The organism is Chloroflexota bacterium (assembly GCA_034717495.1).
In the GTDB taxonomy this organism is placed as follows: Bacteria; Chloroflexota; Anaerolineae; order JAAEKA01; family JAAEKA01; genus JAYELL01.
The window spans coordinates 1-24538 of sequence record JAYELL010000020.1 but is presented as its reverse complement, the minus strand read 5'-3'; the positions used below and the strand labels follow the sequence as shown (position 1 = coordinate 24538).

At 57.2% G+C, this 24538-nt stretch carries 23 protein-coding genes; 17 read left to right on the top strand and 6 right to left on the bottom strand.

Features of this window, described 5'->3' with window-relative positions; all coding sequences use genetic code 11:
* Window positions 1–377: 377 nt before the first annotated feature.
* The 3 genes from U9R25_04450 to U9R25_04440 are packed head-to-tail and all read left to right on the top strand — an operon-like array spanning window position 378 to window position 3497.
* Entirely contained in the window at window positions 378–1151 is a 774-nt protein-coding gene (locus U9R25_04450) for an ABC transporter ATP-binding protein (protein ID MEA3335136.1), read from the top strand.
* Window positions 1141–2832, top strand: a complete 1692-nt coding sequence (locus tag U9R25_04445; protein ID MEA3335135.1) for a hypothetical protein — start codon at window positions 1141–1143, stop codon at window positions 2830–2832. Before U9R25_04450 ends, U9R25_04445 begins: the two co-directional genes overlap by 11 nt.
* Window positions 2833–2855: 23 nt before the next feature.
* Complete coding sequence (locus U9R25_04440) at window positions 2856–3497, top strand: hypothetical protein (protein ID MEA3335134.1); 642 nt, start codon at window positions 2856–2858, stop codon at window positions 3495–3497.
* 435 nt (window positions 3498–3932) lie between these two features.
* Here U9R25_04440 and U9R25_04435 read toward each other — a convergent pair whose 3' ends face one another.
* Genes U9R25_04435 through U9R25_04420 form a run of 4 tightly spaced genes read right to left on the bottom strand, consistent with a single transcriptional unit; the run spans window position 3933 to window position 8060 of the window.
* Window positions 3933–5372 (bottom strand): nucleoside recognition domain-containing protein, encoded by a 1440-nt coding sequence (locus tag U9R25_04435; protein ID MEA3335133.1) that lies wholly within the window; start codon window positions 5370–5372, stop codon window positions 3933–3935.
* Complete coding sequence (locus U9R25_04430) at window positions 5369–6334, bottom strand: FeoB small GTPase domain-containing protein (protein MEA3335132.1); 966 nt, start codon at window positions 6332–6334, stop codon at window positions 5369–5371. The genes U9R25_04435 and U9R25_04430 overlap by 4 nt, the downstream gene beginning before the upstream one ends.
* Window positions 6334–7374 (bottom strand): metal-dependent transcriptional regulator, encoded by a 1041-nt coding sequence (locus U9R25_04425; protein ID MEA3335131.1) that lies wholly within the window; start codon window positions 7372–7374, stop codon window positions 6334–6336. Before U9R25_04425 ends, U9R25_04430 begins: the two co-directional genes overlap by 1 nt.
* Window positions 7375–7388: 14 nt before the next feature.
* Window positions 7389–8060 (bottom strand): metal-dependent transcriptional regulator, encoded by a 672-nt coding sequence (locus tag U9R25_04420; protein MEA3335130.1) that lies wholly within the window; start codon window positions 8058–8060, stop codon window positions 7389–7391.
* Between the two features lie 308 nt (window positions 8061–8368).
* Between U9R25_04420 and U9R25_04415 the strand changes: the two genes are divergently transcribed.
* The 14 genes from U9R25_04415 to tsaD all read left to right on the top strand — a co-directional run bounded on the left by U9R25_04415 (window position 8369) and on the right by tsaD (window position 23626).
* Window positions 8369–8866 (top strand): HIT domain-containing protein, encoded by a 498-nt coding sequence (locus U9R25_04415; protein ID MEA3335129.1) that lies wholly within the window; start codon window positions 8369–8371, stop codon window positions 8864–8866.
* 61 nt (window positions 8867–8927) lie between these two features.
* Window positions 8928–11234, top strand: a complete 2307-nt coding sequence (locus tag U9R25_04410) for a putative DNA binding domain-containing protein (protein ID MEA3335128.1) — start codon at window positions 8928–8930, stop codon at window positions 11232–11234.
* Entirely contained in the window at window positions 11234–12283 is a 1050-nt protein-coding gene (locus tag U9R25_04405; GenBank protein ID MEA3335127.1) for a zinc-binding dehydrogenase, read from the top strand. The genes U9R25_04410 and U9R25_04405 overlap by 1 nt, the downstream gene beginning before the upstream one ends.
* Complete coding sequence (locus U9R25_04400) at window positions 12280–13083, top strand: heparan-alpha-glucosaminide N-acetyltransferase (GenBank protein MEA3335126.1); 804 nt, start codon at window positions 12280–12282, stop codon at window positions 13081–13083. The genes U9R25_04405 and U9R25_04400 overlap by 4 nt, the downstream gene beginning before the upstream one ends.
* A gap of 130 nt (window positions 13084–13213) precedes the next feature.
* Window positions 13214–14764, top strand: a complete 1551-nt coding sequence (locus U9R25_04395; protein ID MEA3335125.1) for an acyl-CoA carboxylase subunit beta — start codon at window positions 13214–13216, stop codon at window positions 14762–14764.
* A 53-nt stretch (window positions 14765–14817) separates the two neighbouring features.
* A complete protein-coding gene (locus U9R25_04390; GenBank protein ID MEA3335124.1) occupies window positions 14818–15396 on the top strand; it encodes a hypothetical protein in 579 nt (192 codons plus the stop codon).
* Window positions 15397–15711: 315 nt separating this feature from the next.
* Window positions 15712–17211, top strand: a complete 1500-nt coding sequence (gene accC, locus U9R25_04385) for an acetyl-CoA carboxylase biotin carboxylase subunit (GenBank protein MEA3335123.1) — start codon at window positions 15712–15714, stop codon at window positions 17209–17211.
* A 14-nt stretch (window positions 17212–17225) separates the two neighbouring features.
* Complete coding sequence (locus U9R25_04380; protein MEA3335122.1) at window positions 17226–17759, top strand: biotin/lipoyl-containing protein; 534 nt, start codon at window positions 17226–17228, stop codon at window positions 17757–17759.
* A gap of 221 nt (window positions 17760–17980) precedes the next feature.
* The gene (locus tag U9R25_04375) at window positions 17981–18190 is read left to right on the top strand and encodes a hypothetical protein (protein MEA3335121.1); all 210 of its coding nucleotides are present in this window, start codon (window positions 17981–17983) and stop codon (window positions 18188–18190) included.
* Between the two features lie 33 nt (window positions 18191–18223).
* On the top strand, window positions 18224–19897 hold the full coding sequence (locus tag U9R25_04370; GenBank protein ID MEA3335120.1) for a methylmalonyl-CoA mutase family protein: 1674 nt from the start codon (window positions 18224–18226) through the stop codon (window positions 19895–19897).
* A gap of 17 nt (window positions 19898–19914) precedes the next feature.
* Window positions 19915–20379, top strand: coding sequence for a PaaI family thioesterase (locus U9R25_04365; protein ID MEA3335119.1), 465 nt, complete (start codon window positions 19915–19917; stop codon window positions 20377–20379).
* Between the two features lie 43 nt (window positions 20380–20422).
* A complete protein-coding gene (gene mce, locus U9R25_04360; GenBank protein ID MEA3335118.1) occupies window positions 20423–20827 on the top strand; it encodes a methylmalonyl-CoA epimerase in 405 nt (134 codons plus the stop codon).
* 162 nt (window positions 20828–20989) lie between these two features.
* A complete protein-coding gene (locus U9R25_04355; GenBank protein ID MEA3335117.1) occupies window positions 20990–22354 on the top strand; it encodes a hypothetical protein in 1365 nt (454 codons plus the stop codon).
* 6 nt (window positions 22355–22360) lie between these two features.
* Complete coding sequence (tsaD, locus tag U9R25_04350; GenBank protein ID MEA3335116.1) at window positions 22361–23626, top strand: tRNA (adenosine(37)-N6)-threonylcarbamoyltransferase complex transferase subunit TsaD; 1266 nt, start codon at window positions 22361–22363, stop codon at window positions 23624–23626.
* A 68-nt stretch (window positions 23627–23694) separates the two neighbouring features.
* Here the strand turns inward: tsaD and U9R25_04345 are convergent, their stop codons facing one another.
* Together U9R25_04345 and U9R25_04340 are read right to left on the bottom strand one after the other, a co-directional pair.
* Window positions 23695–24105 (bottom strand): threonyl-tRNA synthetase editing domain-containing protein, encoded by a 411-nt coding sequence (locus U9R25_04345; protein ID MEA3335115.1) that lies wholly within the window; start codon window positions 24103–24105, stop codon window positions 23695–23697.
* Window positions 24106–24320: 215 nt separating this feature from the next.
* A partial coding sequence (locus U9R25_04340; protein ID MEA3335114.1) for a hypothetical protein occupies window positions 24321–24538 on the bottom strand: 218 nt, incomplete at its 5' end.

Below are 24538 nucleotides of genomic sequence, written 5' to 3'. Positions count from 1 at the left end.
GGCTGCCCTTTCCCAACCTGGACAAGCCAGAGGAACGCTGATTACGCAGACCTTCGGCGCAGAGATCGCTGATCTTTTTTTGATTGATCTGCGGTAACTGCTCAGGCAATCCCGGTTTTTCCATTTCCTGCCGAGCCTGAGTAGTAACCTGATTTCTAACGGGAAGCACCCTAGAATACCCGATTCTGTCTGGTTCAGCAAATCACAGTCGCTCCACGACCCACACGCTACCTGTTCCATCGCCGGGGGCACACGGTTGCAGCAAGTGGACCCTTTTTCGCAAACCGAGAACCTGGGTTACAATGTCACCTGGTTACCTGGTTCCCGCGCCTTGCACCAGCGCTTCTGACACCGACCATACCCTTTTGGAGCAAAGAATGACAGACCTCCTTGATGCCTCCAACCTGACCAAGCTCTACGGCGATGTCGCCGCAGTGGATGATATCAGTTTCACGGTTCGTCCAGGTGAGATTGTAGGATTCCTGGGCCCCAACGGCGCAGGAAAGACTACCACGCTCAAAATGCTTACCGGGTTGTTGCGTCCCGACCCCGGCACGGTGGTGATCGACGGACACGATATGGAACAGGACCCGATGGCGGCCAAGGCAGTCATCGGCTATGTGCCCGACACACCGAATCTCTACGGCAAGCTGAAGGCCACCGAATATCTTCGCTTCATGGGACAGCTTTACCGCGTGCCCGGCGATGCAGCCGAGCGCCGCATCAAACGCTTGCTCGACCTCTTCGATCTGACCGACTCGGCAGGCAATTACCTGGAAGGTTTCAGCCACGGCATGCAGCAAAAAACCGCCATTGCCGGTGCTCTCATCCACAACCCCAGGATCATCTTCATGGACGAACCCACCGTGGGCCTCGATCCCAGGTCAGCGCGCCTGATCAAGGATATCATGGTACAGCAACGAGATCGCGGCAATGCCGTCTTCTTTTCCACCCACATTCTGGAGATCGCTGAGAACATGTGCGATCGGGCGATCATCATCAACAAGGGCAAAATCATCGCCGATGCCCCCGTTACCGAACTTACCGGCATGCGTGGCACTGACGATTCGCTGGAAGATATCTTCCTGGAAATGACCGGCGGCCGGGATGTGGATGACCTGGTCAAGGAACTGGCCAACGATGTTTCGTGATACGTTGCTGCTCTTCCGCCTTTACTGGACCCTGGACCGGAGGGACAATACAAAGATTCCGCTGGTGGGCCGCCTGTTCGGTTATGCCCTCGCGCTGATGATGGTCGCTTTCTCTGGCGCCGCCGGCTACCTGTTTGGGCAATTGACCAGTGCGTCGGGCCCATTGTTTCGCATCAATTCGGGCACCATTCCCGGCCTGCTCCTGACCATGGCGCTCTTTGGTGTGCTGATTGTGGGAATCAACCAGGCGATCCGTGGCCTGTTTCTGAGCGGCGACCTGGAACGATTGATTGTTGCGCCGATTCACACCCAATCCGTGATGACGGCCAAACTGGTCAGCCGTTTGCCGACCACTGTGCTTTCGACGCTGGCACTGACGGTTCCAGCACTCATCGGATACGGCATCGGGGCCGGATTGGCAATCCCCTACTTCGTGGTGGGAACCCTGTTGCTTCTGGTAGCTCCCCTTTTTGGCCTGGCCGCCGGCGCGCTGATCGCCATGCTGCTGGTTCGTGTCCTGCCGGCCAACCGGCTATCGGAATACCTGGGCGCTGCAAGCATTCTCATCGGTCTGCTGATCGCAATCGCCTTTCAGATCCCCCGTTTCCTCGGCGGCCGCAATGGATTCGATCCAGGCGCAGCTCAGTCCATTGAACAGATCTTCGACTCGCTTGAAGGCTTACCATTGCCCTCGATGTGGGCCGGAAACAGCCTGATCCAGCTATCCCAGGGCCGGGTAACCGACGCCCTGGGCGGAATTCTGGCGTTTCTCCTGATCACGGTAGGCCTCTTCATCGTCACGGCGCTGCTGGCCAACCGACTCTACCTCTCGGGCTGGCTGAAGATGCAGGGTTCTGCTGGAAAAAGACGCGGTTACGAGCAGAGGGCGGGCGTATTTGGTGGCAACTCGTTGGATGCAACTATCGCGCTCAAGGATTGGCTGCTGCGGGTGCGCGATTCCCGTCAGCTGGTTACCCTTTTTTCCGGGGTAGTCTTCGCCGGAGTATTTGCCTTTCTGATTTTGCGCCCCCAGGAGGGCGGCAGTATCATGGACATGGCAGAAATGGGGGGCATTCCTGATCAATTCGCCTGGGTGACGCGAGCCTTCAGCCCTGGCGTCATGACATCGGGCATTTTGTTATTCATCGGTTGGTCAACCATGTCCCAGACAGCCATCACGGCACTGGCCCTGGAAGGAAAGTCCTTTTACATTCTCAAGGCAGCACCGGTGTCGCCGCGGCAGGTATTCCGGGCGAAACTCATGGGCGTCGTGGCGCCTTTCGGCGTTCTGGTCAGCCTGCTTCTGATCGCCAGCTGGTTTCTGACTCGATTCAGTCCGGCATGGGCGTTTTATGCCTGGCTGTGTTTATTGATCATTGGCTACGGCTTGATGGCGCTATCGGTTGGGTTGGGCTTCCTCTACCCCAAGCTGGACTGGGAAGATCCACGACGGATGACGACCGGGCGGGCACGACTCTATAATCTTATTTCCACCGTCATATTTGCCGTGATAACCGGCGGAATCGCCCTGATTCCTTTCATGCTCAGCGCAATCTGGCCCGCGTTTTCGCTGTTATTCGTCCTTGTTGGCCTGTTGCTGTTGGTGGCTCTCACCTGGTTGATTTGTCGCTGGATTGCCAGACAGGTCGAAAATGCCTGGTTTGCTTTGGGTGAGTCATGACCCCTGCTGATGGAAGAGGGCAAATGAACGATTTCGATCAAACGAGAAGAGAACAGGAAGAGGGCATTCTGCTGCGGGCAGGTGCCCTGTTCATCCTGAACGACATCGCCGACCACCTGGCTGGGTACCATGCGGCCCGACTGATGGTGGATCCTCACAGCGATGACATGTCGGGAGAGCCGGCGCTGACCGCCGTTCGCATCCTGGGTAGCCAGGATCAGATTCTTGTCCTTTTCATGTATGCCATGAGCGGCAGCGGTACCCTACCCGAAGTAACCTCCGAGTGTCTGCGCAACTTGACCGGCATTCCGACCACACTCCTACCCGCCATCATCGGCCGTTTCAAGGATACCAAAAACAGCGCGATCCTGGTTGGTCTTTACGATCTGTTGCTGGAACATGAAGAGGGCCCCCAGGCCCTCGATTTCCTGGAGGAGTCGCTGCTCACTCTCAGCGATCTGGACCTCTATCACTATCTCGTGATCGCCCTGATGACCAGGCGCGAGGCGGCATTGACAAACCTGGTATTGAGGAGTGCCCGCTTCGAGACTGATCCCGGCAAGATCGATCTTCTCCGGGAAATCCTGGCGTTGTTCAAGGGCGATCCTGCAGTAAGCGATACGGTCGCCCGATTGGCGAAGCGATCCCGGAAAAAGCCTCCCTGATGAAGCCAGGGATTGAGCAGTCAATCAGCGCAATCCAGGAGTTGCTTCCTGCCTTGATCACTGGAGCTACGCACCTGGCAAAAACAGGAGTCAAATGACATCCTGAGCCTCGCCAGCACGCCACGTCAGCACGCCACGGCAGCAGGCGTACCGTGACGCTAGCAAGCGATGCGAGACGTCAGCAGACGGTGCGTGAGCTAGCTAGGTAAGGCCACCGAGAGGTGAGAGCTAGCTGCGTAGAGCAGGTACGTAACATGAGATAATCATTCCCCGGCCTTATGTTTGAGCAGTTGAACAATGGGTTCAGAAATCCATGTGTCCATTGTTTGTAAACCAAGTGACCGGGCGCATTTTTTGGGCAGCATATCATCAAGGAACTTGCACGGCACTGTTGATCGCTATGCGGATCAGTTCTGGCAGATAGTCGAGTCCTTATCAGACCCCACCCAACAAACGCCACACCTGGGCCACCACAAAAGTCACCAGAAACCCCAGAGCCAGCGGCAGCAGCGCCGACACAGTCGTCCATCTTTTACTTCCCGTTTCCTTGAAGATGGTGTAGATCGTCGTGCTGCAAGGGTTGTGGATCAGACTGAACAACATGACGCTGATCGCTGTTAACAATGTCCAGCCGCCGGCGACTAACACGGCCTTGGTTTGCACGGCCGAATCCAGTTCGAACATTACCCCGGCGCCCGCTCCCGCTCCGGAAAAGCCAGACACCAACACAGTCAGCATGAGAATCGTGGGAATGACGATTTCATTGGCCGGAATGGCGACGATAAAGGCCACAAGGATGACCCCGTTCAGGCCGAGAAGCAATCCCAACGGATTCAAGAAATCGATCATGTATTCGGCGATTGACGTTCCGCCGACGGTGACGTTGGAGATCAGCCATATGACGGCGCCGGCCGGCAGTGCAAACAGAATGGCGCGCCAGAGGACAGGGATCGTGCGGTCGATGATCGAGGTATACAGCGTCTGCAATATCCGTGGTGGCCGGTAGGGGGGCAACTCCAGGCTGTAGGTGGAGGCTTCTCCCTTCAGCACGCCGCGGGAGAGGCTCCACGAAAGCACAAAGGTCAAAAGAATGCCCAGAGCGGCAATCCCCACCACCGCCAGCGCCGACACCAGCCCGGCCACGTGGGCCGGCACCAGTGCACCGATGAACAGCGTGGCAACCAGAATTTGGGTAGGCCACCGCCCGTTGCAGAGGGAAAAGTTGTTGGTGATAATCGCCACCAGTCGTTCCCGGGGACTATCGATGATGCGGGTTGAGATCACCCCCGCGGCGTTGCAGCCAAAGCCCATCATCATGCTCAACGACTGTTTGCCGTGGGCGCCCGACTTGCGAAAAATGTTGTCCAGATTGAAAGCCACCCTCGGCAGATAGCCGAAGTCCTCCAACAGCGTAAACAACGGGAAGAATATAGCCATCGGGGGAAGCATCACGCTTACGACCCAGGCTGTCGCCAGGTACATGCCGTCGATGAGAAAACCGCTCAACCACCAGGGCATTCCGATGGCATTGGCAACTTCGTGCAGCCAGGGATAAATCGTGCCAATCAACAGATCGGCGAGCATGGCCGAAGGCACATTGGCGCCACTGATCGTAAGCCAGAATATCACGGTAAACAGCAGGATCATGATCGGAAAGCCGAAGAGCCGGCTGGTGACCAGGCGATCTATGGTATGATCCAGATCGAAGCGGGGCTTCTGATCGGGCCGGGTTACTGCCCGGCCGGCAATGGTGGCGGCATCGCTGTAAAGATCCTCCATCAACGTCTGATGATAGTCAGTTCCCATCTCCCAGCGCATCGATCGCGCGGTATCGAGTATGGTGTCAGGTGTATAGGTATTGATTGTATCACTCATCTGGCAGGCTCCAGAGTCAGGTTCAGTTCCTGGACCCGTTGTTCCGCGTCGCCATGGGTCAGATCACCCAACTCCCCCCGTTGGATCGCATCGATGATTCGCTGGTCGCCGTCCAGCAAACGTAGCGCAACCCAGCGGGCGTTGGGCAATCCCGGGTAGACAGCTTCGATCTGGCTTGCCAATTCCGTAACCGCATTTTGCAGCTCGCGAGACTTCCCCTTGACCCGATGCGGTTTGCCCACAGTTTTTCCCGTTGCAACCTCGGCAATGGCCTGTAAGAGGGCATCAAGATTTTCCCGACTGCGGGCCGCAATTGGCACCACAGGTACCCCCAGATCTCGAGCCAGGCGCCGGTGGTCGATGGTGAGACCATGACGACGGGCCTCATCGATCAAATTGAGGGCAATCACGACGCGGTCGGTGATCTCCGACACCTGTAGCACAAGGTTCAGATTGCGTTCAAGCCGCGTGGCATCGACAACCACCAGGGTAACGTCAGGTTGGCCAAAGAGGATGAAGTCCCGGGCCACTTCCTCGTCCATGCTGGTGGCCAACAGGGAATAGGTGCCAGGCAGATCGACCAGTTTGTAGCGATCGCCGCCATACTCGTATCCCCCTTCGGCGCGGGCGACTGTTTTGCCCGGCCAATTGCCGGTGTGTTGGCGCAGACCTGTCAGAGCATTGAATACAGTACTCTTTCCCACGTTGGGATTGCCCGCCAGAGCGACAACGTAATCCCAGTCCTCCATGTCCACACCCAACTTGTGCAGGTTGGCAGCATTGTGTACGGCACAACTTTCGCACCCCCCCGAACTCTCGGGAATGGGTTGGATCGTGATGGTCACATCAGGCGACGCTTCGGGTTGATCCTCGCTTGATAATCGCTCAACCTCCTCAAGCCACATGACAGATCGATCCGCCCCAGTTGGTTTCAAGTTCTTGCCATTTTCGTTTTCAGCCATCAGGCAACCTCCGGCAGTCTATTGACACTGATTTGCTCTGCCTGGTCCTCCCGCAGAGCGATCAGCGCATCCCGAATGCGGTATGCGGTTGGATCGCCCCCCGGGCTTCTTAGTTCTGCGGTCACAATGGTTCCTGGCAGCAATCCCAGATCCATAAGCCGGCGACGCTCCGCACCCCGTATGCGAGGGGATAGCGCAGTGACCTCTCCTCGTTCGCCGAGTTCGAGAATCGCCATCGTTTGGCCTCTGTCGGCCGGCAAATCGCTGGCCCGCGCCTCATGCACCAGGGGCACAACTGAAATGTTGCCGGCCAGCAAGGGTGCCAATACATGTTCCTCACCATTGGCCCAGAAACGGATTCGCCGGGGCGAAATCTCTGTGATCAACGCGTCCATGCCCGGATATAAACCTTCTGCAACCAGCTGGGCGTACACCGTATCCGGCTCATCCTCGATGTGAACGATCTGAACCATGGTATCAGCTGACATGCTGGCCAGGGACAACCCTCCGTGGGCGACAAAATCGCCGGTGGAGTCGGGTATCGGGTCGCCATGGGGATCGTGGGTCGGATTGCCCAGGCTTGCAGACAGGGCATCGATATCATCGAGCTGCAGCGCGTGTTCATAACGCTCGGCACGTTCATGCCACTCAGACTCGTCGTAGCTGGTGCGGTCAGCCAGGTACTGCTCAAAAAGACGATGGGCCCGGATGATACGCAATGCCGCATCCCGGCCCTCAGGCGTCAGTCGTATCTCGCCCTCGCCGGTTTCAACCAGGCCAAGGTCTTGCATCATTTCCAGGATTCCGGCCACAGTGTCTCGTGGAACTTGAATCCCCCCGGCAATACTGTCGACCGTTGGCACCTGGCCCCGCATTTCACTCTTATGGATGCATTTGAGAGCATCCTCGATAAGAACACGCTCCGTCATCCGCTGGGTACGCCGCCAGCGGCTCACCACGCCTCGTTCAGGCCAGAAGAGCACCGCCAGCACACCAGCCAGGATGCCAGCGATTGCCAGAGCGATCAAGGGATCATACATGAGTTTCTCCGTCTTCAGTTGGCCCGTTCGGCCACCCGCAGATGTTCCGCCATCTCAAAGGCCAGCACATGACTTCGCCCGCCAATTCTCACGATCAACGGGCCCTCAAAAGGTACCCGATCGACGACGGTGAGGCTGGCACCCGGCGTGATTCCCAGATCACCCAGATAACGCAATCGCTCTTCCTCCTGAATCAGGACGCGCGTCACAAAGGCAGGGCGATTCGGTGGGAGCTCCGAGAGCAAGACATCGGCAACCAATGCCTTGGAACCATCCCGGGCAGGAATGGGATCACCGTGAGGGTCGAAGCTGGGATAGCCCAGCTTGCGGGCAATTGCTTCTTCCACCTCTTCACTAATGGCATGCTCCAGCTTCTCGGCCTCCGCATGCACTTTTTCCCAGGGTATCTCCAGGACCTCGTGCAAAAAAAGCTCGAGCAAACGATGATGCCGGATCGTCTCCAGAGCTACCTGTTCTCCCACAGGCGTCAGGCGAACACCCCGATAGGGGCGATATTCAATAAGGTCCATCTCAGCCAACCGCTTGACCATATTGGTCGCGGACGCGGGCGCCACCGCCATTGCCTCAGCAATAGCTGAGTTGGAAGCCTCTTGACCACTCGCTCCAAGCATGTAAATGGCCTTGAGATAGTCCTGGTGTACCGCGGAAACCGAAGTAGGATACATAGCTAAACCTTTTTTTAGTCTGGTCTAAATTATGCACGGTTTTGCTGATCTGTCAAGTCCCGATTTTGCAGTGGTGAACCGCAGGCATGCCTCGTTCGGTATCCGATCGCATGAAAAAACATTTGACGGCGCGGTTTCTTTCTGGTACACTAGCACCTCAAAGCAATCGGTCAATGCCGCCAACCGGGCCACGAAACAGAACATTCCTGTGGACCCGCTTGCAGAAAAAGAGACGGCGCCCATGGCCGTAGAAAAAGGAAAACCTGGCGTTGGATCACCTTTGGTCTCCGTGGCGCCTGGAGTACATTTTGGCTCCAAAAACAGAAGCTTGTGTGTTTTGCGAGAAAATTGTTAATGGTGATGATCAGGCGGAACACGTTTTGTTCCGCGGGCAAACAGCATACCTGGCGCTGAATCGTTACCCGTATAACAATGGCCACTTGCTGGTACTTCCCTACGCCCACGTACCAAGTCTGGAAAATCTGCCTCCGGAAACCCTTCAAGAGATGATGCTCCTGGTCAACAAGGGACTGTCCGCACTGCGGCTTGCCATGGCCCCCGACGGTTTCAACGTGGGTGCCAACCTGGGCGAGCTGGCTGGTGCAGGCATTAAGGACCACGTGCATTTGCATGTGGTGCCGCGCTGGCGTGCCGATACCAATTTCATGACCGCGGTTGCCGAAACCCGAACCATTCCAGAGTCGCTGGATCAGACCTATGCCCGCCTGCTGGGCGCTCTGGCGGCCCTATCAAAAAAGCCAAAGAACCTACGGAATCTCGATCAGGAGGTGCCCACAATAGATTGACCCCTTCTCTGCCCCAACCAATATAGAAAAAAAAACTCTGAAGAACTGGAGAACTACTGTAATGTTTGAGACCGATTCTTCATCCGGGGCCATGCGCTGGTATCGAATGGATTTACACCTCCATACACCCGCTTCCGAGGACTACGTTCAAAAAGAGACGTCCTATCTTGAAGTGTTGCAGGAAGCAGAGCGCCGGGGCCTGGACATTATCGCCATAACAGACCATAACACCATTGCCGGTTACGAGGCAATCTTTGACGAAATCGAATTTCTGGAAAAACTCAGGCAGCGCGGGCGGCTGCGCGACGACGAACAGGAAGAGCTTGACGAATACCATAGACTCCTAAAACAAATCGCCGTATTGCCCGGCTTTGAGTTTACAACCCGCTTTGGCGCACACATCCTGGGCGTTTTCCCGCCGGACGATCGAACGAGCATTCCGCAACTGAAGGCAGTATTGCACCAGCTCGGTGTTCCCTATGAGAAAATGTCGCTGGGAACTACTTCTCTGCCAGGCTCCCAGGCTTATCTCGAGGCCTACAAGATCATCAATCAGGCTGGGGGCATTGTCATCGGGGCGCACATCAACTCACCGACGGGGGTTCTGGAAATCGCCAGCAATATGCCCACCGGCACAGCACGCGTGAGCGCAACCCAAAACGAATATCTTCACGCGCTTGAGTTTTCCAGTTTTCACAGTACGCAGCTCCAGGGCTTCTCCAGCCCTCGCTGGTACGACGGGTCCAATCTGGGCTACGAGCGCCGAATGCATTGCATTCAGAGTTCCGATGCCCACCGCCTTGTGCAGGATCATGACGCCTCAATGCATCGCTGGGGTATCGGCGACAGACCCACCGAAGTGCTGCTGACAGAGGCCACGTTCGATGGGCTGCTTGACCTGTTCAAGAGCAACGACTTCAACCGGATCCGAGTGCCATTCGTTTCAGATGTGGCCCGCTACAACCACATCGCAGACGTGCGCAGCGCTGGCCCGTCCGATCATCAGATTCTGTGTGCCGGTTGTGCGGAAAATCTGGATGATCTCTGTTGTCACGTTGCAGCTCTGAGCAATGCAGGCGGTGGCACTATCTTCCTCGGTATCGATCCCGACCCGGAAAAGCCGGTTACAGGTCTGATCGATGCTGCCCGGGAAATGCGCGCTTTTCAATCTGCCGTCGCCGAGCGGGTCTTCCCCCAACCGGAATGGTCGGTGGATATCGTGCCCTACGAAGGACAGGAAGTCGTGCAAATCGACGTACAGGAGGCCCAGCGCAAACCCTGTTATCTCAGGGACAATGACGAGCGAAAGATCTACGTGAGACAGGATGGCGCTACTATCCTGGCATCCCACGGCGACATTATCGACCTTGTTCACGCCGAGAGCAGTTCAGCGCCCGGCCAGGAAACCCGTTTTAACGGCCAGGTAAAAATGCTTAGCACAGGTGTCGAACAACCCAAATCCGGGGTCGAGGTCGCCGGAGTTTCCCTGCGAGGCGACAGGGAGTATTATCGGGTAGTGGATCTGCGCACTGGCAGAGAAAGCCTGGTTTCGCAGCACACCGCGACCTCAGTCTGGCTCTACGCCATCAAATTGCACCAGGAAACCCGCGGCCACCTGGCCGACCTGGAACATCAGGTGCGTTGGCGAGATCAGATTGGTCTCTTGCGGATTTACCGCGAAAACGAGGTCTACGATCAACACAATCGCGTCAAGTGTGACCTGGTCTTTCGCAATGGGGAGGGGCACATCGAACGCATCTTCCACGCAGTCGCCGTAAGCTGGATTAGCTCAGCCTGGGATGCACTGTTTGATTTTGACCCGCCGGCCGGCATCGACGCAGAGCCATTGCCATCGGGACGCCAGGTGCGTTGGCGTGGCAACATGGGGATAGAGTCCCTTGTCCGAACCGATGACGGCCTTCGCGGCAATCTGGTATTCAGAAACCGGCAGGGACGAGATCTGTTCTTCCAGAATGTGCCCTGCGAGAAGCTTCAGCCGGAATGGCAGCAGTTGCTAACCGTGCCACTGCCCCGCTCAGGTTTGGAAGTCGTCGAGGTCTTTGAGAACGGTACCGATCCCCTGTTCAAGTTCCATAACCTCGGCAATCAGCACGTGGAAAGCCGCCTCTGGCAGCCCGACTTGCTGAAGGAAGGCAGCCTGAGACATTACGCTCTTCGTATGCATCTGGATCAGGACCGGCCAATAGATGATAGCCAGGTTAGCTGGTTGGGCAACATCGGTTGCCTGAGGCGATCTTTCACAACGACCGACCTGGTCTATCGCGATCCAAACGGGATTGATCACATCTATTACGGCGCCCGCTGGGACGATCTCACCGGCGAATGGCAGGAGTTGATCAACACCTAGTGCAAGCGATTGTTTTCCATCAGCACGGCGATCTGGATGCCCTCGAATTCGTCGATAACCTGCCGGTCCCGGTCATCGCAGCGGATGAGGTACTGGTCCGCGTTTCGTTTGCTGCCCTCAACCGGCTTGACCAGTTTGTCATAACGGGCTGGAAAGGCCTGACCCTGGAAATGCCCCACATTCCCGGCGCCGACTTCAGCGGCCAGATCGTCGCCACCGGGACACAGGTGACGGGCTGGGTCGCCGGACAGGCAGTAACCGCAAACCCCACCATGTGGTGCGGAGAATGCAGTTTCTGCCTGCAAGGTGAGCACAGTCTGTGTGATTCCTGGCACATCCTGGGTGAACAGATAAGGGGAAGCTTTGCCCAGTTTGTTAAGGTGCCAGCCCGCAACTTGATCGCGATCCCCAACGATTTTTCGATGCAACAGGCTGCCGCAGCACCCCTTGTCGCTGTCACCACCTGGCGCATGTTGGTCACCCGCGGGCAGCTGAAACCGGGCCAGGTCGTGTTGATCGTCGGCGCTGGCGGGGGTGTCAACAGTTTTGCGATCCAGCTGGCCAGGCTGATTGGAGCGACGGTCTGGGTGGTTGCCAGCAACTCGCAGAAAGCCAGCCGCGCGCTCGAACTCGGTGCCGATTGGGTCGTCGACCGCAGCGAGCAGGCCAATTGGTCAAAAGCTGTATTTCTCCATAGCAACAAACAGGGTGTGGACGTCGTGGTAGACAATGTGGGTGAAAACACCTGGCAGGACAGCCTGCGCTCGCTGAAGCGCGGGGGACGATTGCTGACGGTAGGAGGCACCACGGGCTACGCAGGCGCCACGCCCATCAACCTGGTATTTGGCAGGCAACTGAGTATCCTGGGCTCTACCATGGGCAGCCAGTCTGACTTCGAAACGGTGATGGGTTTGCTCTTCCGTGGCAAGCTTGCCACGCCAATAGACAGTGTGTTCCCCCTCCGGGAAGCTCGAATGGCCGAGGAACGTTTGCAGAGTGGCCAACACTTCGGCAAGATCCTGTTGCGCGTGGCAGCGACAAACTCATGACAGCTTTGAGTACCTATTTCACAGGAATGCGCGCCAGCATCACACCGGTGCGCCAGGCACGCGGCGACCGGCTGTGGGAGATTGACCTCCTTCGCGGGATTGCCATCATGATGATGGTGATCTACCACCTGGTCTTTGACCTGTACGCCTTTGGTAGCTATCCCATTGACCTGTTCGGCCCATTCTGGAAGACCTGGCAGAATATCACGGCCAGCCTGTTTCTCGGCCTGGTAGGTCTTTCCCTGACCCTGAGCTACAACGCAGCGCGGCAGGGCGGCGGCAGCGGCAATCTGTTCGGAAAATATCTGATAAGGGGCCTGCAGGTCTTTTCCTGGGGTATGCTGATCACGCTGGTCACCTTTTTTGTCAACCCTGCTGTTTTCGTGCGCTTCGGAATCCTTCACTTGATCGGCGTTTCAATCATCATTTCCTATCCCTTGCTGCGCTTCAAGTGGCTCAACCTTTTTTTGGGAATCGCCATTTTGGTTTTGGGACAATTACTACCCGTGTTGAATCCCAACATCAGCTGGCTCGGCTGGTTGGGCCTGGACCAGTCGCCGGGCGCTGTCTTCGACTGGGCGCCGATCATTCCCTGGTACGCCCGGGTTGTGCTGGGTATTCTCATCGGCAATACGCTTTATGCGGGCGGCGAACGGCATTTTCCCCTGCCCGACCTGTCGCAAAACGTGCTGGTCAGAGGCCTGCGCCTGATGGGCCAGAACTCCCTGCTGATCTATTTGATCCACCAGCCAATCCTGATCGTGCTGCTGACACTGACGGGCATGATCAGTTTGTTTTAGGAGCAACATGTTGACATGTCAACATACTGATCTCCAACCGCATGGAATCATGACATGATGACATCAACTCTCCAGTCCACCGTCTACCGCAATGCGGAATTGACCATTGACTCCCTCCCTGGAGGTACGCTTGACCCCAGATGCAAAGACTGAGAAACTGCGTGCGTTGAAAGAACAGGCCTTGCTGGGCGGTGGCGAGGAACGGATTGCCCGGCAACACGCGCGAGGCAAGCTCACCGCTCGCGAACGCCTGGAATTCCTGCTCGACAAGGGCAGCTTCCGCGAACTTGACATGTTGGTCACCCACCGCAGCCATGATTTTGGTCTGGAAAAGCAGCGAATTCTGGGCGATGGAATCATCACCGGCTATGGCACGATCAATGGACAGTTGGTTTATCTCTTCTCTCAGGATTTCACCGTCTTCGGCGGTTCCCTCTCGGAAGCGTTTGCGGAGAAGATCATTAAGATCATGAATCTTGCCATGAAGGTAGGTGCACCTGTTATTGGCCTCAACGACAGCGGCGGTGCCCGCATCCAGGAAGGGGTGGTCAGCCTGGGCGGTTACGCCGACATCTTCCTTCTCAACACGCTGGCTTCGGGGGTCATCCCCCAGATCAGCCTGGTCATGGGTCCCTGTGCAGGAGGCGCCGTTTACTCGCCCGCTATCACCGATTTCATTATCATGGTTCAGGATACCAGTTACATGTTTGTGACCGGCCCGCAGGTGGTCAAAACAGTGACCCATGAAGAGGTCACCTTTGAAGAATTGGGTGGGGCATTGACCCATGCCGCCAAAAGCGGGGTCGCTCATTTTGCCATGGACAGCGAGGAACATGCCCTCTTCGTGGCGCAAAAGCTGTTGAGCTATTTTCCCCAGAACAACATGGAGGATCCACCTTTTGTCAAGCCGACCGACGATCCCCTGCGGATGGATGAGGTTCTGGACACAATCGTGCCGGAGAATCCCAACAAAGCCTACGACATGAAGGAAATCATCCGTCACGTGGTTGACGACGGCGATTTCCTCGAGGTCCACGAACATTGGGCCCAGAACATCATCGTAGGCTTTGCGCGGCTGGGTGGTCACAGCATCGGCATCGTGGCTCAGCAGCCTGCTGTCCTCGCCGGCGTTCTCGACATCGATTCCAGCACCAAGGCAGCCCGCTTCGTTCGCTTCTGCGATTGTTTCAATATTCCTATCGTCACCTTCGTGGATGTTCCGGGCTTTATGCCAGGCACGGCCCAGGAACATGGTGGCATCATCCGCAACGGCGCCAAACTGCTCTACGCCTATTGCGAGGCCACGGTCCCCAAATTGACGGTAATCACCCGCAAGGCCTACGGCGGCGCCTACGATGTCATGAGCAGCAAACATATTCGGGCCGATATCAACCTGGCCTGGCCCACAGCCGAGATAGCTGTCATGGGACCCGACGGCGCCATCAATATCCTCTATCGCAGAGAGTTGGAGGCAGCCGAAGACCCTGAATCCCGCAAGGCCGAGCTGGTAGAGGAGTACCGGGAAAAGTTTGCCAATCCCTATGTGGCTGCCGCCCGGGGCTATATCGACGATGTGATCGAACCCAGGGAAACGCGCCCCCGGCTGATCAACGCGCTGGAGATGTTGCGCAACAAGCGGGATAGCAATCCACCCAAGAAACATGGCAACATGCCGCTGTAGAGAATGGTAACTGTCATTGACGGAGAGCAGCTGACGCGGGAGCCTATACAATCATGCAAATCACATTCTCTCTTTCTGACAACCAATATGCTGCCAACGATCGCTCTGGATTGATGGTCGGTCTGCCCATCAGCGCGCAGTTTGATGCCGGACTGTTAACGACCAACCAGGAGGATGGCTGTGGATGGATTCGGCGGGACTCGCCGGGGCGATCCATTTTGAAACCCTTTAGCCTGGATCGTTGCGTATTCAGTGGTCGGGTAGATCAATTCGACACCTGGCAAAGCCAGGGAACTACCGTCTGCCAGGTCCTGGTCGATTGCGGCGTGCCGCTGCGCATGGATCTGATTGATCCCGATCTGGACTCAGGTGAAATCACCACGCCATACAACCTGACCCAGGGCAACTGGATCATGGGAACGGCGCCCCTGGCTGGCCTGCTGGCGCTGGAACCTGGCACCCTGCTGTGGAAACCCACGAGCGGTACCATCGTCGACATTCAGCGCCTCTACTTGAATCCTGTTAGCCCAGCCTTTGGAACCCTGCGCTGGTTCCACGGCCTGCCACCCCAGTCTTTTGCGCCCGACCTGGTTTTTGTGACCATGGAGATATCGGGCCAGGTGCGATCATAAAACGTTTTTTTTGCATTCACGGTCGGTTGGTCGCCGGGTAGGGGCAGGGTCTCCCTGCCCTCCGCCCACCAGCGTAACCGCAGATGACGCTAGATGAACGCTGATACTCGCTGATCAATCCAAACAAGATCAAAAAAGATCAGCACGCCAGCACGCTACGCCAGCAGGCGTGCCGAGAGGCAGCAAGCGGTGCGTGACGTCAGCATACGGTGCGTGAGCTAGCTAGGCGGTGCGTGAGCTAGAAGATCGGCGACCTCTGCGCCGGAGGTCTGCGTAATCAGCGTTCCTCTGGCTTGTCCAGCTTAGGAAGAAACGATGTTCAAGAAGATACTGGTCGCCAATCGTGGCGAAATCGCTGTACGAATCCTGAGAGCCTGTGAGGAACGCGGCCTGCAGGGCGTAGCTGTCTACTCAGACGCCGATCGGGACGCGCTGCATGTGCGTTATGCCCGCGAGGCTTACCGGCTGGGACCTGCGCCTTCAAGCGAGAGTTACCTGCGTATCGACCGCATCATCGATATTGCCCGGCGATCTGGTGCCGATGCCATCCACCCGGGCTACGGCTTTTTGGCCGAAAATGCCGACTTCGCTCAGACCTGCATTGACGAGGGACTCGCTTTCATTGGACCGACACCAGATGCCATGCGTCGTATGGGAGACAAGGTCACCGCCCGCCGGACGATGATGGCAGCAGGCGTACCAGTCGTGCCCGGCTCGGCCGAAGGACTGCGCGATGGCGAAATTGCCGCGGAAGCACAGAGAATCGGCTATCCGCTGTTGATCAAGGCGTCCGCCGGCGGTGGTGGCAAGGGCATGCGACTCATAGGCTCGGAGAACGAACTGGAAACCGCGCTGGGCGCCGCCCGCCGAGAGGCCCTCAGCGCCTTCGGCGACGACACCGTCTACCTGGAGAAACGCATCGAACGCCCGCGCCACATCGAGATCCAGATTCTGGCTGACAGCCAGGGAAACGTCATACATCTGGGCGAAAGAGAGTGTTCGATCCAGCGCCGCCACCAGAAACTGATCGAAGAATCCCCCTCGGTCGCTGTAGATGAGAAACTGCGGGCTGCCATGGGTGAAGTCGCAATCAAAGCTGCCCGTGCGGTCGATTATGTCAATGCTGGTACGCTGGAGTTCCTGGTTGACCAGCAGGGCGAGTTCTACTTCCTGGAAATGAACACCCGGCTCCAGGTAGAGCATCCTGTGACAGAAATGGTGACCGGCGTGGATATCGTCAAGGAAATGCTGGCCATCGCCGATGGGCGTAGATTGCGCTGGCGCCAGGAGGATATTCAAGCCAAGGGGTGGTCGATCGAGTGCCGCATCACGGCCGAGGACCCCATCAACAACTTCATGCCATCGGGCGGGGTGGTGACAACCCTGCAGGAGCCTACGGGACCCGGTGTTCGGGTCGAGAGTGGCGTCTACGAGGGATTTGAGATAAGCCTGTACTACGATCCCATGATCGCCAAGCTGATCGTCTGGGGCGAAACCCGGGCCGAAGCAATCCTGCGCATGCGGCGGGCCCTGCGTGAATACCGGATAGGCGGAGTAACAACTTCACTTCCCTTTCACCGGCAGGTAATGGATAGTGCTCTCTTCCAGTGGGGCACCTATGATACAAGTTTTCTGGAGGACCGCTTCGACGTCACCTATGTCGAAAGGCCGGAGTTGGAACTGGCAGCTGCCATAGCGGCTGCGCTGGTCGTCCATGAGCGTGAACGAGAGGCAACCATACTGACCGATCAAGATGGTCGATCCGGTTCAGCCTGGAAACGACCGTTGGATTGGAAACGAACCTTCCTTTCCTAAAAGAGAGCTCCACCATGAAGTACATTGCTACGATAACGCCAACCGGTTCTCCAATTGGCAGCGGAAACACGCTGGAAATCGAGGTCGAGGAAGGCAACCTGGTCCGGGTGGATGGAGAGGAACTTCGAACCGATCTGGAGAAGATCGGCAGCCTGGATCTTTACTCCCTGCTGTTGAACGATCGATCTTTCGAGGTGCACGTAAGGCAGACGGAACGCAACAGCTTCCGGGTCATGATCTCCGGCCAGGGCTATGAGGGCTACGAGGTGGAGATCTTTGACGAGCGTCTTTACCGGCTTGGGGAATCCAGCGGCGAGCTTTCAGCCGGCACGGTGGACTCGGCCATCAAGGCACCTATTCCCGGCCTGGTGGTCAAAGTGCTGGTCGAGGAGGGTGAACAGGTGGAGGCAGGCCAGAGCCTGGTGATCCTCGAGGCGATGAAAATGGAGAACGAGCTACGCGCGCCCCGCAACGGCACGGTAGCCACCATCCTCATCCACCCGGGGGATTCGGTCGACCAGGGTGAAGCCCTGGTCACGCTTCACTGACGGCGAAGAAGACTCGGCCAGAGGGCCTGGGGATCATAGGAGCTCATTGGATCTCATGGGAGTTTGTGGGAGCTTCTATGAGATCCTTCCACTCCTGCGAGCTCCAACAGTTTCCACCATTTCCTCCACCCTTGACGAAAATCTCACCCCCTCCCGGCTGTGATTTGTGATACAATGGGTGTATCAACCCTGCTGATTCTGACCACTATCACGGTTTGGAAGTGGGTAACGCCCAGGACGATGGCCTGCACGTGTCCCAGGCGGGCGCCGACGGCGTGTATGCCGACACCACCCAGAGCAGCCACGAATGGGGCTTTTACACCCCCGATGCCATGTATGCCGGCAGCACGCTTGCTTTTCTACGATCCTTCCCGGCCTTGACATGCCTGCCAATAAATCATATCATTACGTCATTGCGAAATCCTGCTTAAGAAAAATAATCAGGCAGGCAGCCGAGGTTTTTTATGTCTTCGTCAGTTTCGGAAGCCCGCGAGGAATGGGCGGGCAGAACCCTAAAAAACACTCTGGACCGGTTTCCGGAGCGCCAGCAGCAGTTCGAGACCAGTTCCGCCATTCCGGTGGATCGTCTCTATACACCGGTCGATGAGACGGCCGGGGACTACCTGGAAACCGTCGGGTTCCCCGGTGAGTTTCCCTTTACCCGGGGCGTGCAGCCCACCATGTACCGGGGGCGTTTCTGGACCATGCGCCAATATGCCGGTTTCGCCACAGCCCTGGAAAGCAACCAGCGTTACAAGTACCTGCTGGCCCAGGGCCAGACCGGCCTGAGTGTAGCCTTCGACCTGCCGACGCAGATCGGCTACGACGCGGATCACCCGCTGGCCATGGGGGAAGTCGGCAAGGTGGGGGTAGCGATTTCATCCCTGGCCGACATGGAAACCCTGCTGGAAGGCATCCCTCTGAATAAGGTCAGTATCAGCATGACCATCAATGCCCCCGCGGCCATCCTTCTGGCCATGGTCATCGCCGTGGGCAAAAAGCAGGGTGTGCCCGGCAGCCAGTTGCAGGGCACCATTCAAAATGATATCCTGAAGGAATACCTGGCTCGTGGCACCTACATCTTCCCACCCCAGCCCTCCATGCGGCTGATCGCCGATGTCTTTCGCTACTGCAGTGATCAGGTTCCCAACTGGAACACTATCAGCATCAGCGGCTATCACATTCGAGAGGCAGGCAGCACTGCGGTGCAGGAGGTAGCGTTCACCCTGGCCGATGGCATCGCCTACGTGCAGGCCGCCATAGACGCAGGACTGGACGTCGACCTCTTTGCCCGTCGCTTGAGCTTCTTCTTCAACGCCCACAATGATTTCTTCGAGGAGATCGCTAAATTCCGGGCGGCCCGCCGGCTGTGGGCCAGGATCATGCGGGACCGATTCAACGCCCAAAACCCCGCTTCCTGGAAACTGCGCTTCCATACCCAGACCGGCGGAAGCACCTTGACCGCCCAACAACCCGAAAACAACGTGACGCGGGTCACGTTGCAGGCGCTGGCGGCCGTAATGGGAGGCACCCAATCGCTCCACACCAATTCCATGGACGAAGCCCTGGCCCTGCCCTCGGAGAATGCCGTGCAGGTCGCCCTTCGCACACAGCAGATCATCGCCCACGAGTCGGGCGTGGCCAACACAATAGACCCCCTGGCAGGCTCCTACTTTGTCGAGAGCCTGACCGGCGAGATCGAGCGCCGGGCGCAGGCATACATCGAAAAGATCGACGCCATCGGTGGCGCCCGGAAAGCCATCGAACAGGGCTTCATGCAACGGGAGATCCAGGATGCCGCCTATCGCGCCCACATGGCCATCGAAGCGGGCACCCAGGTTGTTGTCGGTGTGAACCGCTTTGCCTCGGAAGCCTCCGGGCAACCTGAACCGGACCTTCTGCGGGTGGACGCAGCAGTACAGGCCGAGCAGATCGCGCGCCTGCGGCAGGTCCGGGAGAACAGGGACCAGGCACGAGTCGATGACCTGTTGAACCTGCTGGCGCAGTCGGCCGGCGATCCCGGCGCACCACTGATGCCCCTCTTTGTCCGGTGCGTGGAAAACCACGTCACGCTGGGCGAAATCTGCGGGGTATTGCGCGGGGTCTTTGGCGAACATCAGCCAGATGTGTGGGTGTAGGAAAAAAGGATCACAGCATGAACAAACAACCCAATAGCCGCATGTGTTTTGTCTGCGGCATGAAAAACATTGCCGGCGTCAAGGTCTTCTTCTACGAAATAGAGGATGGCACAATATTGGCTCGTTTCACAGGCCAGGACATCCATCAGGGCTATCCGGGTCGTTTTCACGGCGGCGTGCTGGCCGGCATCCTGGATGAGATGATCGGTCGCGTGATTCGCATCGAATATGGCGATGACATGTGGGGCGTCACCGCCGAGTTGACCATCCGCTACCGTCAGCCCGTGCCACTTGGCGTGGAGTTGGAGGCGACCGGCCGCGTCATCAAAGACAGTCGCCGCATGTTCGAGGGAGAAGGCCGGATATTGCTGCCGGATGGCACGGCGGCGGTGACCGCCAGGGGCAAGTACGTCAAATTGCCGCCCAGCTCGCTGTCCGAGTTCGACCCGGAGAAGGAAGAATGGCAGATTGTGCCAGACTGACGTTGGCGAACAGAACTTGGTGCCCTGAAGGAACAACCAGACCATGATTAAAAAAATCAATCACATTGCTATCGTCGTTAACGATCTGGATGCCTCATTGCAGGCTTATCATGATCTTCTCGGTTTGCCCATTGGCGAACGCCGGGTAGTGGAAGAGCAGGAGGTAGAAATCGCTCTCCTGCCCACCGGTGACAGCCTCATCGAGCTGATCAGCCCTACTACCAGCGAGTCTGGTGTTGCCAGGTATCTGGCAAAGCGAGGGGAGGGCCTGCACCATATCTGCCTGGAAGTGCCCGACATCGATGCCGCCCTGGCAGAAATGCAGGCCAGGGGTGCCCAACCTATCAACGAAACCCCGGTGAAGGTTGCCGGGGGACGGGTCTTTTTCCTCCATCCAAAGGGCATGCACGGCGTTCTGATCGAACTCCTGGAGGTTGACGAAGACTGAAAGCAGTCATCGGCCCCCGGACAAGACCGATCGGTCATGTCTTCACATCTGGTTGGCAATTTGTGTCAAATTCGCCAGGAACCTTCGTTTAACTGTTAGACACCGTGAGTGATTATTCCAACTCGATTTTCAGAATCCACTTGACGTCTAGAGGTGACTGCTGTGCTACCTGGCCTTGTTGACTGGTCCTTCATTGTTACCCTTGTAGTAATCCTATTGGCAACGCTGGTCGGTTCCTACATTCGCTCAAATCATCGCGATCGTTGTCTAAAAGATTTCGATGGGTTCCACATAACGGTTGAAAGGAAGGACAACCGGGTTATGTGGGGTGAGATGGACCTGTATCCCACCGGTTTTGAGTTGATCTACCGCTCCGATGTCCTTGACGACAAACATCTCGAAACCAGTTACATCTTCTACAAGGACGAATACCAGGACCTTCAGGCCATCTATCGCTACGCACGCAATCTGACCGAGGAAAAACGTAAACAGCGGGCGAAGGATCTTCAGCGAAGCTTCCACCCGGGAATCGGACGGCGTCTGTGGCGATCGACACGCAATTTCTTGAGCACAGCCTCCGACTCTTTAAGCGAAGGCCTGGGTGTGGTGATCGGGCGAACGCGCAAACCGGCCACTACCATGATTTCCGAAACCAGTGAGGTCTATTTGAAGGACATGAGCAGATCTCTGATCGGCTATGTAGGCACCAGTTACGACACCCTTTTGGAGGCCTATGTGGGCAGCCGGGTGGTCATGGAGGTAGTAGAGGACAACGAGATTCACGAACATGTCGGGGTTTTGAAGGAGTACTCCGCCAATTTCCTGGAGTTGCTCGACGTTTTCTTTCCCCTGCCCCAGAAGGTGGCGGTTGGTTCCGATGCCCACAGCGACGTGATCAACCAGGTGCACGTGACCGCCGCGGATCAGCAGATTCGAGTGCGCAACGATGGGCTGCATCCTGTCTACGTTGATCGCATTTCTCTGGGCGACGTCGAGAAACCTATGGACGCCATTGTAGCAGGTGGCGAGGAGATTATCCTGAATGTCGAGCATAGTGAGCAGAAGACTACCCTGCACCTGCGAGTTGCATGTCGCCTGGATATGATCCTGCCTCGTAGCCACGCGCTGATCCGCCACAGGGCGGAACGCTACGACCCGGACACGATTTTCGATATCGGTTTATCGCTCGTTCGTCGCGAGGGTGACGAGAAGGAAATCACGCGGCTGCAGCAAGTCCTGCGTTACTCGCCCCACGACGCCATCTCTGCTGCCCACCTGGGTGAGCTCTTTTACCGAAGCGGACAGCTTGTCAATGCCGAGAAATGGCTGGCAGTGGCGCAGCGCTATCGCCATCACCTGCCCGACAACGGGAACCGGGTAGATCAAAACCTGCGCATGCTGCATCGACGCATCCAAACAGTGGCAGGCGCCGGCAAAACCACGGAGGACCCATTGTCGCTCTCCGAAGATGGCCAGGATCCCACCTTTGAGATCCAGCCGCTGCAGGAAACGGCCCCGCCCGAATAAGCGCTTATGTCAACGATTCTTGCCATCGAAACTTCCTGTGACGAGACCGCGGCCGCTGTTGTGACAGATGGCCGCACCATATTATCCAATGTCGTGGCCTCTCAGATCGAGCTCCACCGCCGTTACGGTGGCGTCTTTCCCGAAGTGGCTTCCCGTCAGCACGTACTGTCGATCACCCCTGTCATCGAACAGGCACTGGCGGAGGCTGCCGTCGACTGGACAGACCTGGATGCAGTGGCGGTCACCGAGGGCCCCGGGCTGGCTGGCTCCCTGCTGGTGGGTGTCAACGCAGCCAAGGGCATCACCTTCATGCGCAACCTGCCTCTGATCGGAGTCAACCACCTGGAGGGGCACATCTACTCAAACTGGCTTCGTCCAGAAATCACTCCCGCGGGCCAGGGAAGTTTTGAAGGCCCGGGAGAGCAGGATAAGTCGGTCAATACTCCGGCATTGACAATTGACAATTCTTCATTCCCTGTTTTGATTCTCATCGTGTCCGGGGGACACACGGAACTGATCCTGATGGAAGATCATGGTCGCTATCGAAGATTGGGAGGGACACTGGATGACGCGGCCGGCGAGGCTTTTGACAAGGTAGCCCGGCTGCTGGGCCTTTCCTATCCCGGTGGTCCGGTAATCCAACGAGTCGCAGTGGGCGGTGATTCCGCCGCCTTTGATCTTCCCCGGGCACTCACGAACAGGCCCGAACACCGCTACAATTTCAGCTTCAGTGGGCTGAAAACGGCCGTCCTGCGCCTGGTTCGCGAACAGCAGATTCTGCTCGACGACCAGGCCTGGCCTGAGGCGTATGCCGAGTCTGCAGGGGACGCCGGGACGCAGGGACGCGGGGACGCAGGGACACGGGGACGCGGGGACGCAGGGACACGGGGACACGGGGATGCGGAAACACGGGAGCCTGATGACGATACTGCCCGGGCCGTGCAGATGATACGCGACGTCGCAGCCAGTTTTCAATTGGCTGTGGCCGATGCCCTGGTGAGCAAAACCCTCAGCGCAGCCCGGCACTTCGAGGTCAAACACATCAATGTCTGTGGCGGGGTGGCAGCCAATCTCGAACTGCGTCGCCGGCTGGCCAACGCCGTATCCCACTCGGACTACCCTTGCCCTGAGGTCTCGGTCCCTCCTGTCTGGCTGTGTACCGATAACGCGGCCATGATCGGCGCAGCCGGACACTACCGGTGGAACGCAGGATTAGTCAGCGGCTGGGACCTGGACGTCCAGGCTCGCCTGCCGCTGCGTTCCTGGAACTGATTGCCTCTCCTGCTCTTTTCCCCCTGGCAACTCCCCGCCAGGCAACCTGTCCCGCACCTGGTCAATCGTCAGATCTGTTTCCAGACCTTGGCCAGGCTCTCGCCATAGACGCTCAGGTCCCACTCGTTGAAATAGCCAAACGGCGTGATCCAGACCTGGTAGCCGGTGTTGCGCAGCCGCTCGGCCAGGTCCTCAGTGAATGCCTGGGCAAATTCGGGCGGGGCATTTTCGCCGCCCAGGTGGGTAAAGGAATGCAAGACCACGTTTTTGAAACCACGTTTGTTGGCAAGCCACTTGATATGCTTGAGGGTCTTGCGAAATACGGCGCTGCGGTTCCCCGTGTCCGTTGCTTCCACCTGATAGAAGACAACAACCGCATCGCGAACCTCCTCCTCAACCTGGATCTCATCCACCTCATCCAGGGTCTTGGAGAAGCTGCGCCACCAGAAACGTTTAGCCTGGAAGGTGAGTAATTTCATGTCATTATGTCATTATGTCAGAATAGTACTACAACGAGACTTTGCAAAAAGGTGAGAGAATCTGCTAAGAAACCGTTTTAAAAGTCTTGTCCATGGGCCTGTTGGGTCTTCATGGTGTGCCTCGCTGCATCAGGCGAGTTTCCAGGCCTGAATTACAGCTTTCGAGCGGCCTGGGGAGATCTTTGACCCCTTTTCAAACAACTGCTAAAGCATTTTCATGTCAGCACACCTTCTGCGACTCCGCGCATGACGCCCTCAATTGTGACGATGACGGCAATTTCAACCAATATTGTGAACGCGCGCGCTTCTAAACTGAAGTCATTATGAGACCAGAAGTTTTTCGAAATCAGGGTCCAATTCAAATTTGGGCCAGAGTCGCTGAATAATGGCCACTGGATCGAGATTGATACGTTCAATGAAAGCCTTACAAGCC

What these genes read in the sequence shown, in the direction of transcription:
- U9R25_04450 (MEA3335136.1), top strand. Translation starts at nt 378, where the DNA reads ATGACAGACCTCCTTGATGCCTCCAACCTGACCAAGCTCTACGGCGAT.
- U9R25_04445 (MEA3335135.1), top strand. Translation starts at nt 1,141, where the DNA reads ATGTTTCGTGATACGTTGCTGCTCTTCCGCCTTTACTGGACCCTGGAC.
- U9R25_04440 (MEA3335134.1), top strand. Translation starts at nt 2,856, where the DNA reads ATGAACGATTTCGATCAAACGAGAAGAGAACAGGAAGAGGGCATTCTG.
- U9R25_04435 (MEA3335133.1), bottom strand. Translation starts at nt 5,372, where the DNA reads ATGAGTGATACAATCAATACCTATACACCTGACACCATACTCGATACC.
- U9R25_04430 (MEA3335132.1), bottom strand. Translation starts at nt 6,334, where the DNA reads ATGGCTGAAAACGAAAATGGCAAGAACTTGAAACCAACTGGGGCGGAT.
- U9R25_04425 (MEA3335131.1), bottom strand. Translation starts at nt 7,374, where the DNA reads ATGTATGATCCCTTGATCGCTCTGGCAATCGCTGGCATCCTGGCTGGT.
- U9R25_04420 (MEA3335130.1), bottom strand. Translation starts at nt 8,060, where the DNA reads ATGTATCCTACTTCGGTTTCCGCGGTACACCAGGACTATCTCAAGGCC.
- U9R25_04410 (MEA3335128.1), top strand. Translation starts at nt 8,928, where the DNA reads ATGTTTGAGACCGATTCTTCATCCGGGGCCATGCGCTGGTATCGAATG.
- U9R25_04400 (MEA3335126.1), top strand. Translation starts at nt 12,280, where the DNA reads ATGACAGCTTTGAGTACCTATTTCACAGGAATGCGCGCCAGCATCACA.
- U9R25_04390 (MEA3335124.1), top strand. Translation starts at nt 14,818, where the DNA reads ATGCAAATCACATTCTCTCTTTCTGACAACCAATATGCTGCCAACGAT.
- accC (MEA3335123.1), top strand. Translation starts at nt 15,712, where the DNA reads ATGTTCAAGAAGATACTGGTCGCCAATCGTGGCGAAATCGCTGTACGA.
- U9R25_04380 (MEA3335122.1), top strand. Translation starts at nt 17,226, where the DNA reads ATGAAGTACATTGCTACGATAACGCCAACCGGTTCTCCAATTGGCAGC.
- U9R25_04370 (MEA3335120.1), top strand. Translation starts at nt 18,224, where the DNA reads ATGTCTTCGTCAGTTTCGGAAGCCCGCGAGGAATGGGCGGGCAGAACC.
- U9R25_04365 (MEA3335119.1), top strand. Translation starts at nt 19,915, where the DNA reads ATGAACAAACAACCCAATAGCCGCATGTGTTTTGTCTGCGGCATGAAA.
- mce (MEA3335118.1), top strand. Translation starts at nt 20,423, where the DNA reads ATGATTAAAAAAATCAATCACATTGCTATCGTCGTTAACGATCTGGAT.
- tsaD (MEA3335116.1), top strand. Translation starts at nt 22,361, where the DNA reads ATGTCAACGATTCTTGCCATCGAAACTTCCTGTGACGAGACCGCGGCC.
- U9R25_04345 (MEA3335115.1), bottom strand. Translation starts at nt 24,105, where the DNA reads ATGAAATTACTCACCTTCCAGGCTAAACGTTTCTGGTGGCGCAGCTTC.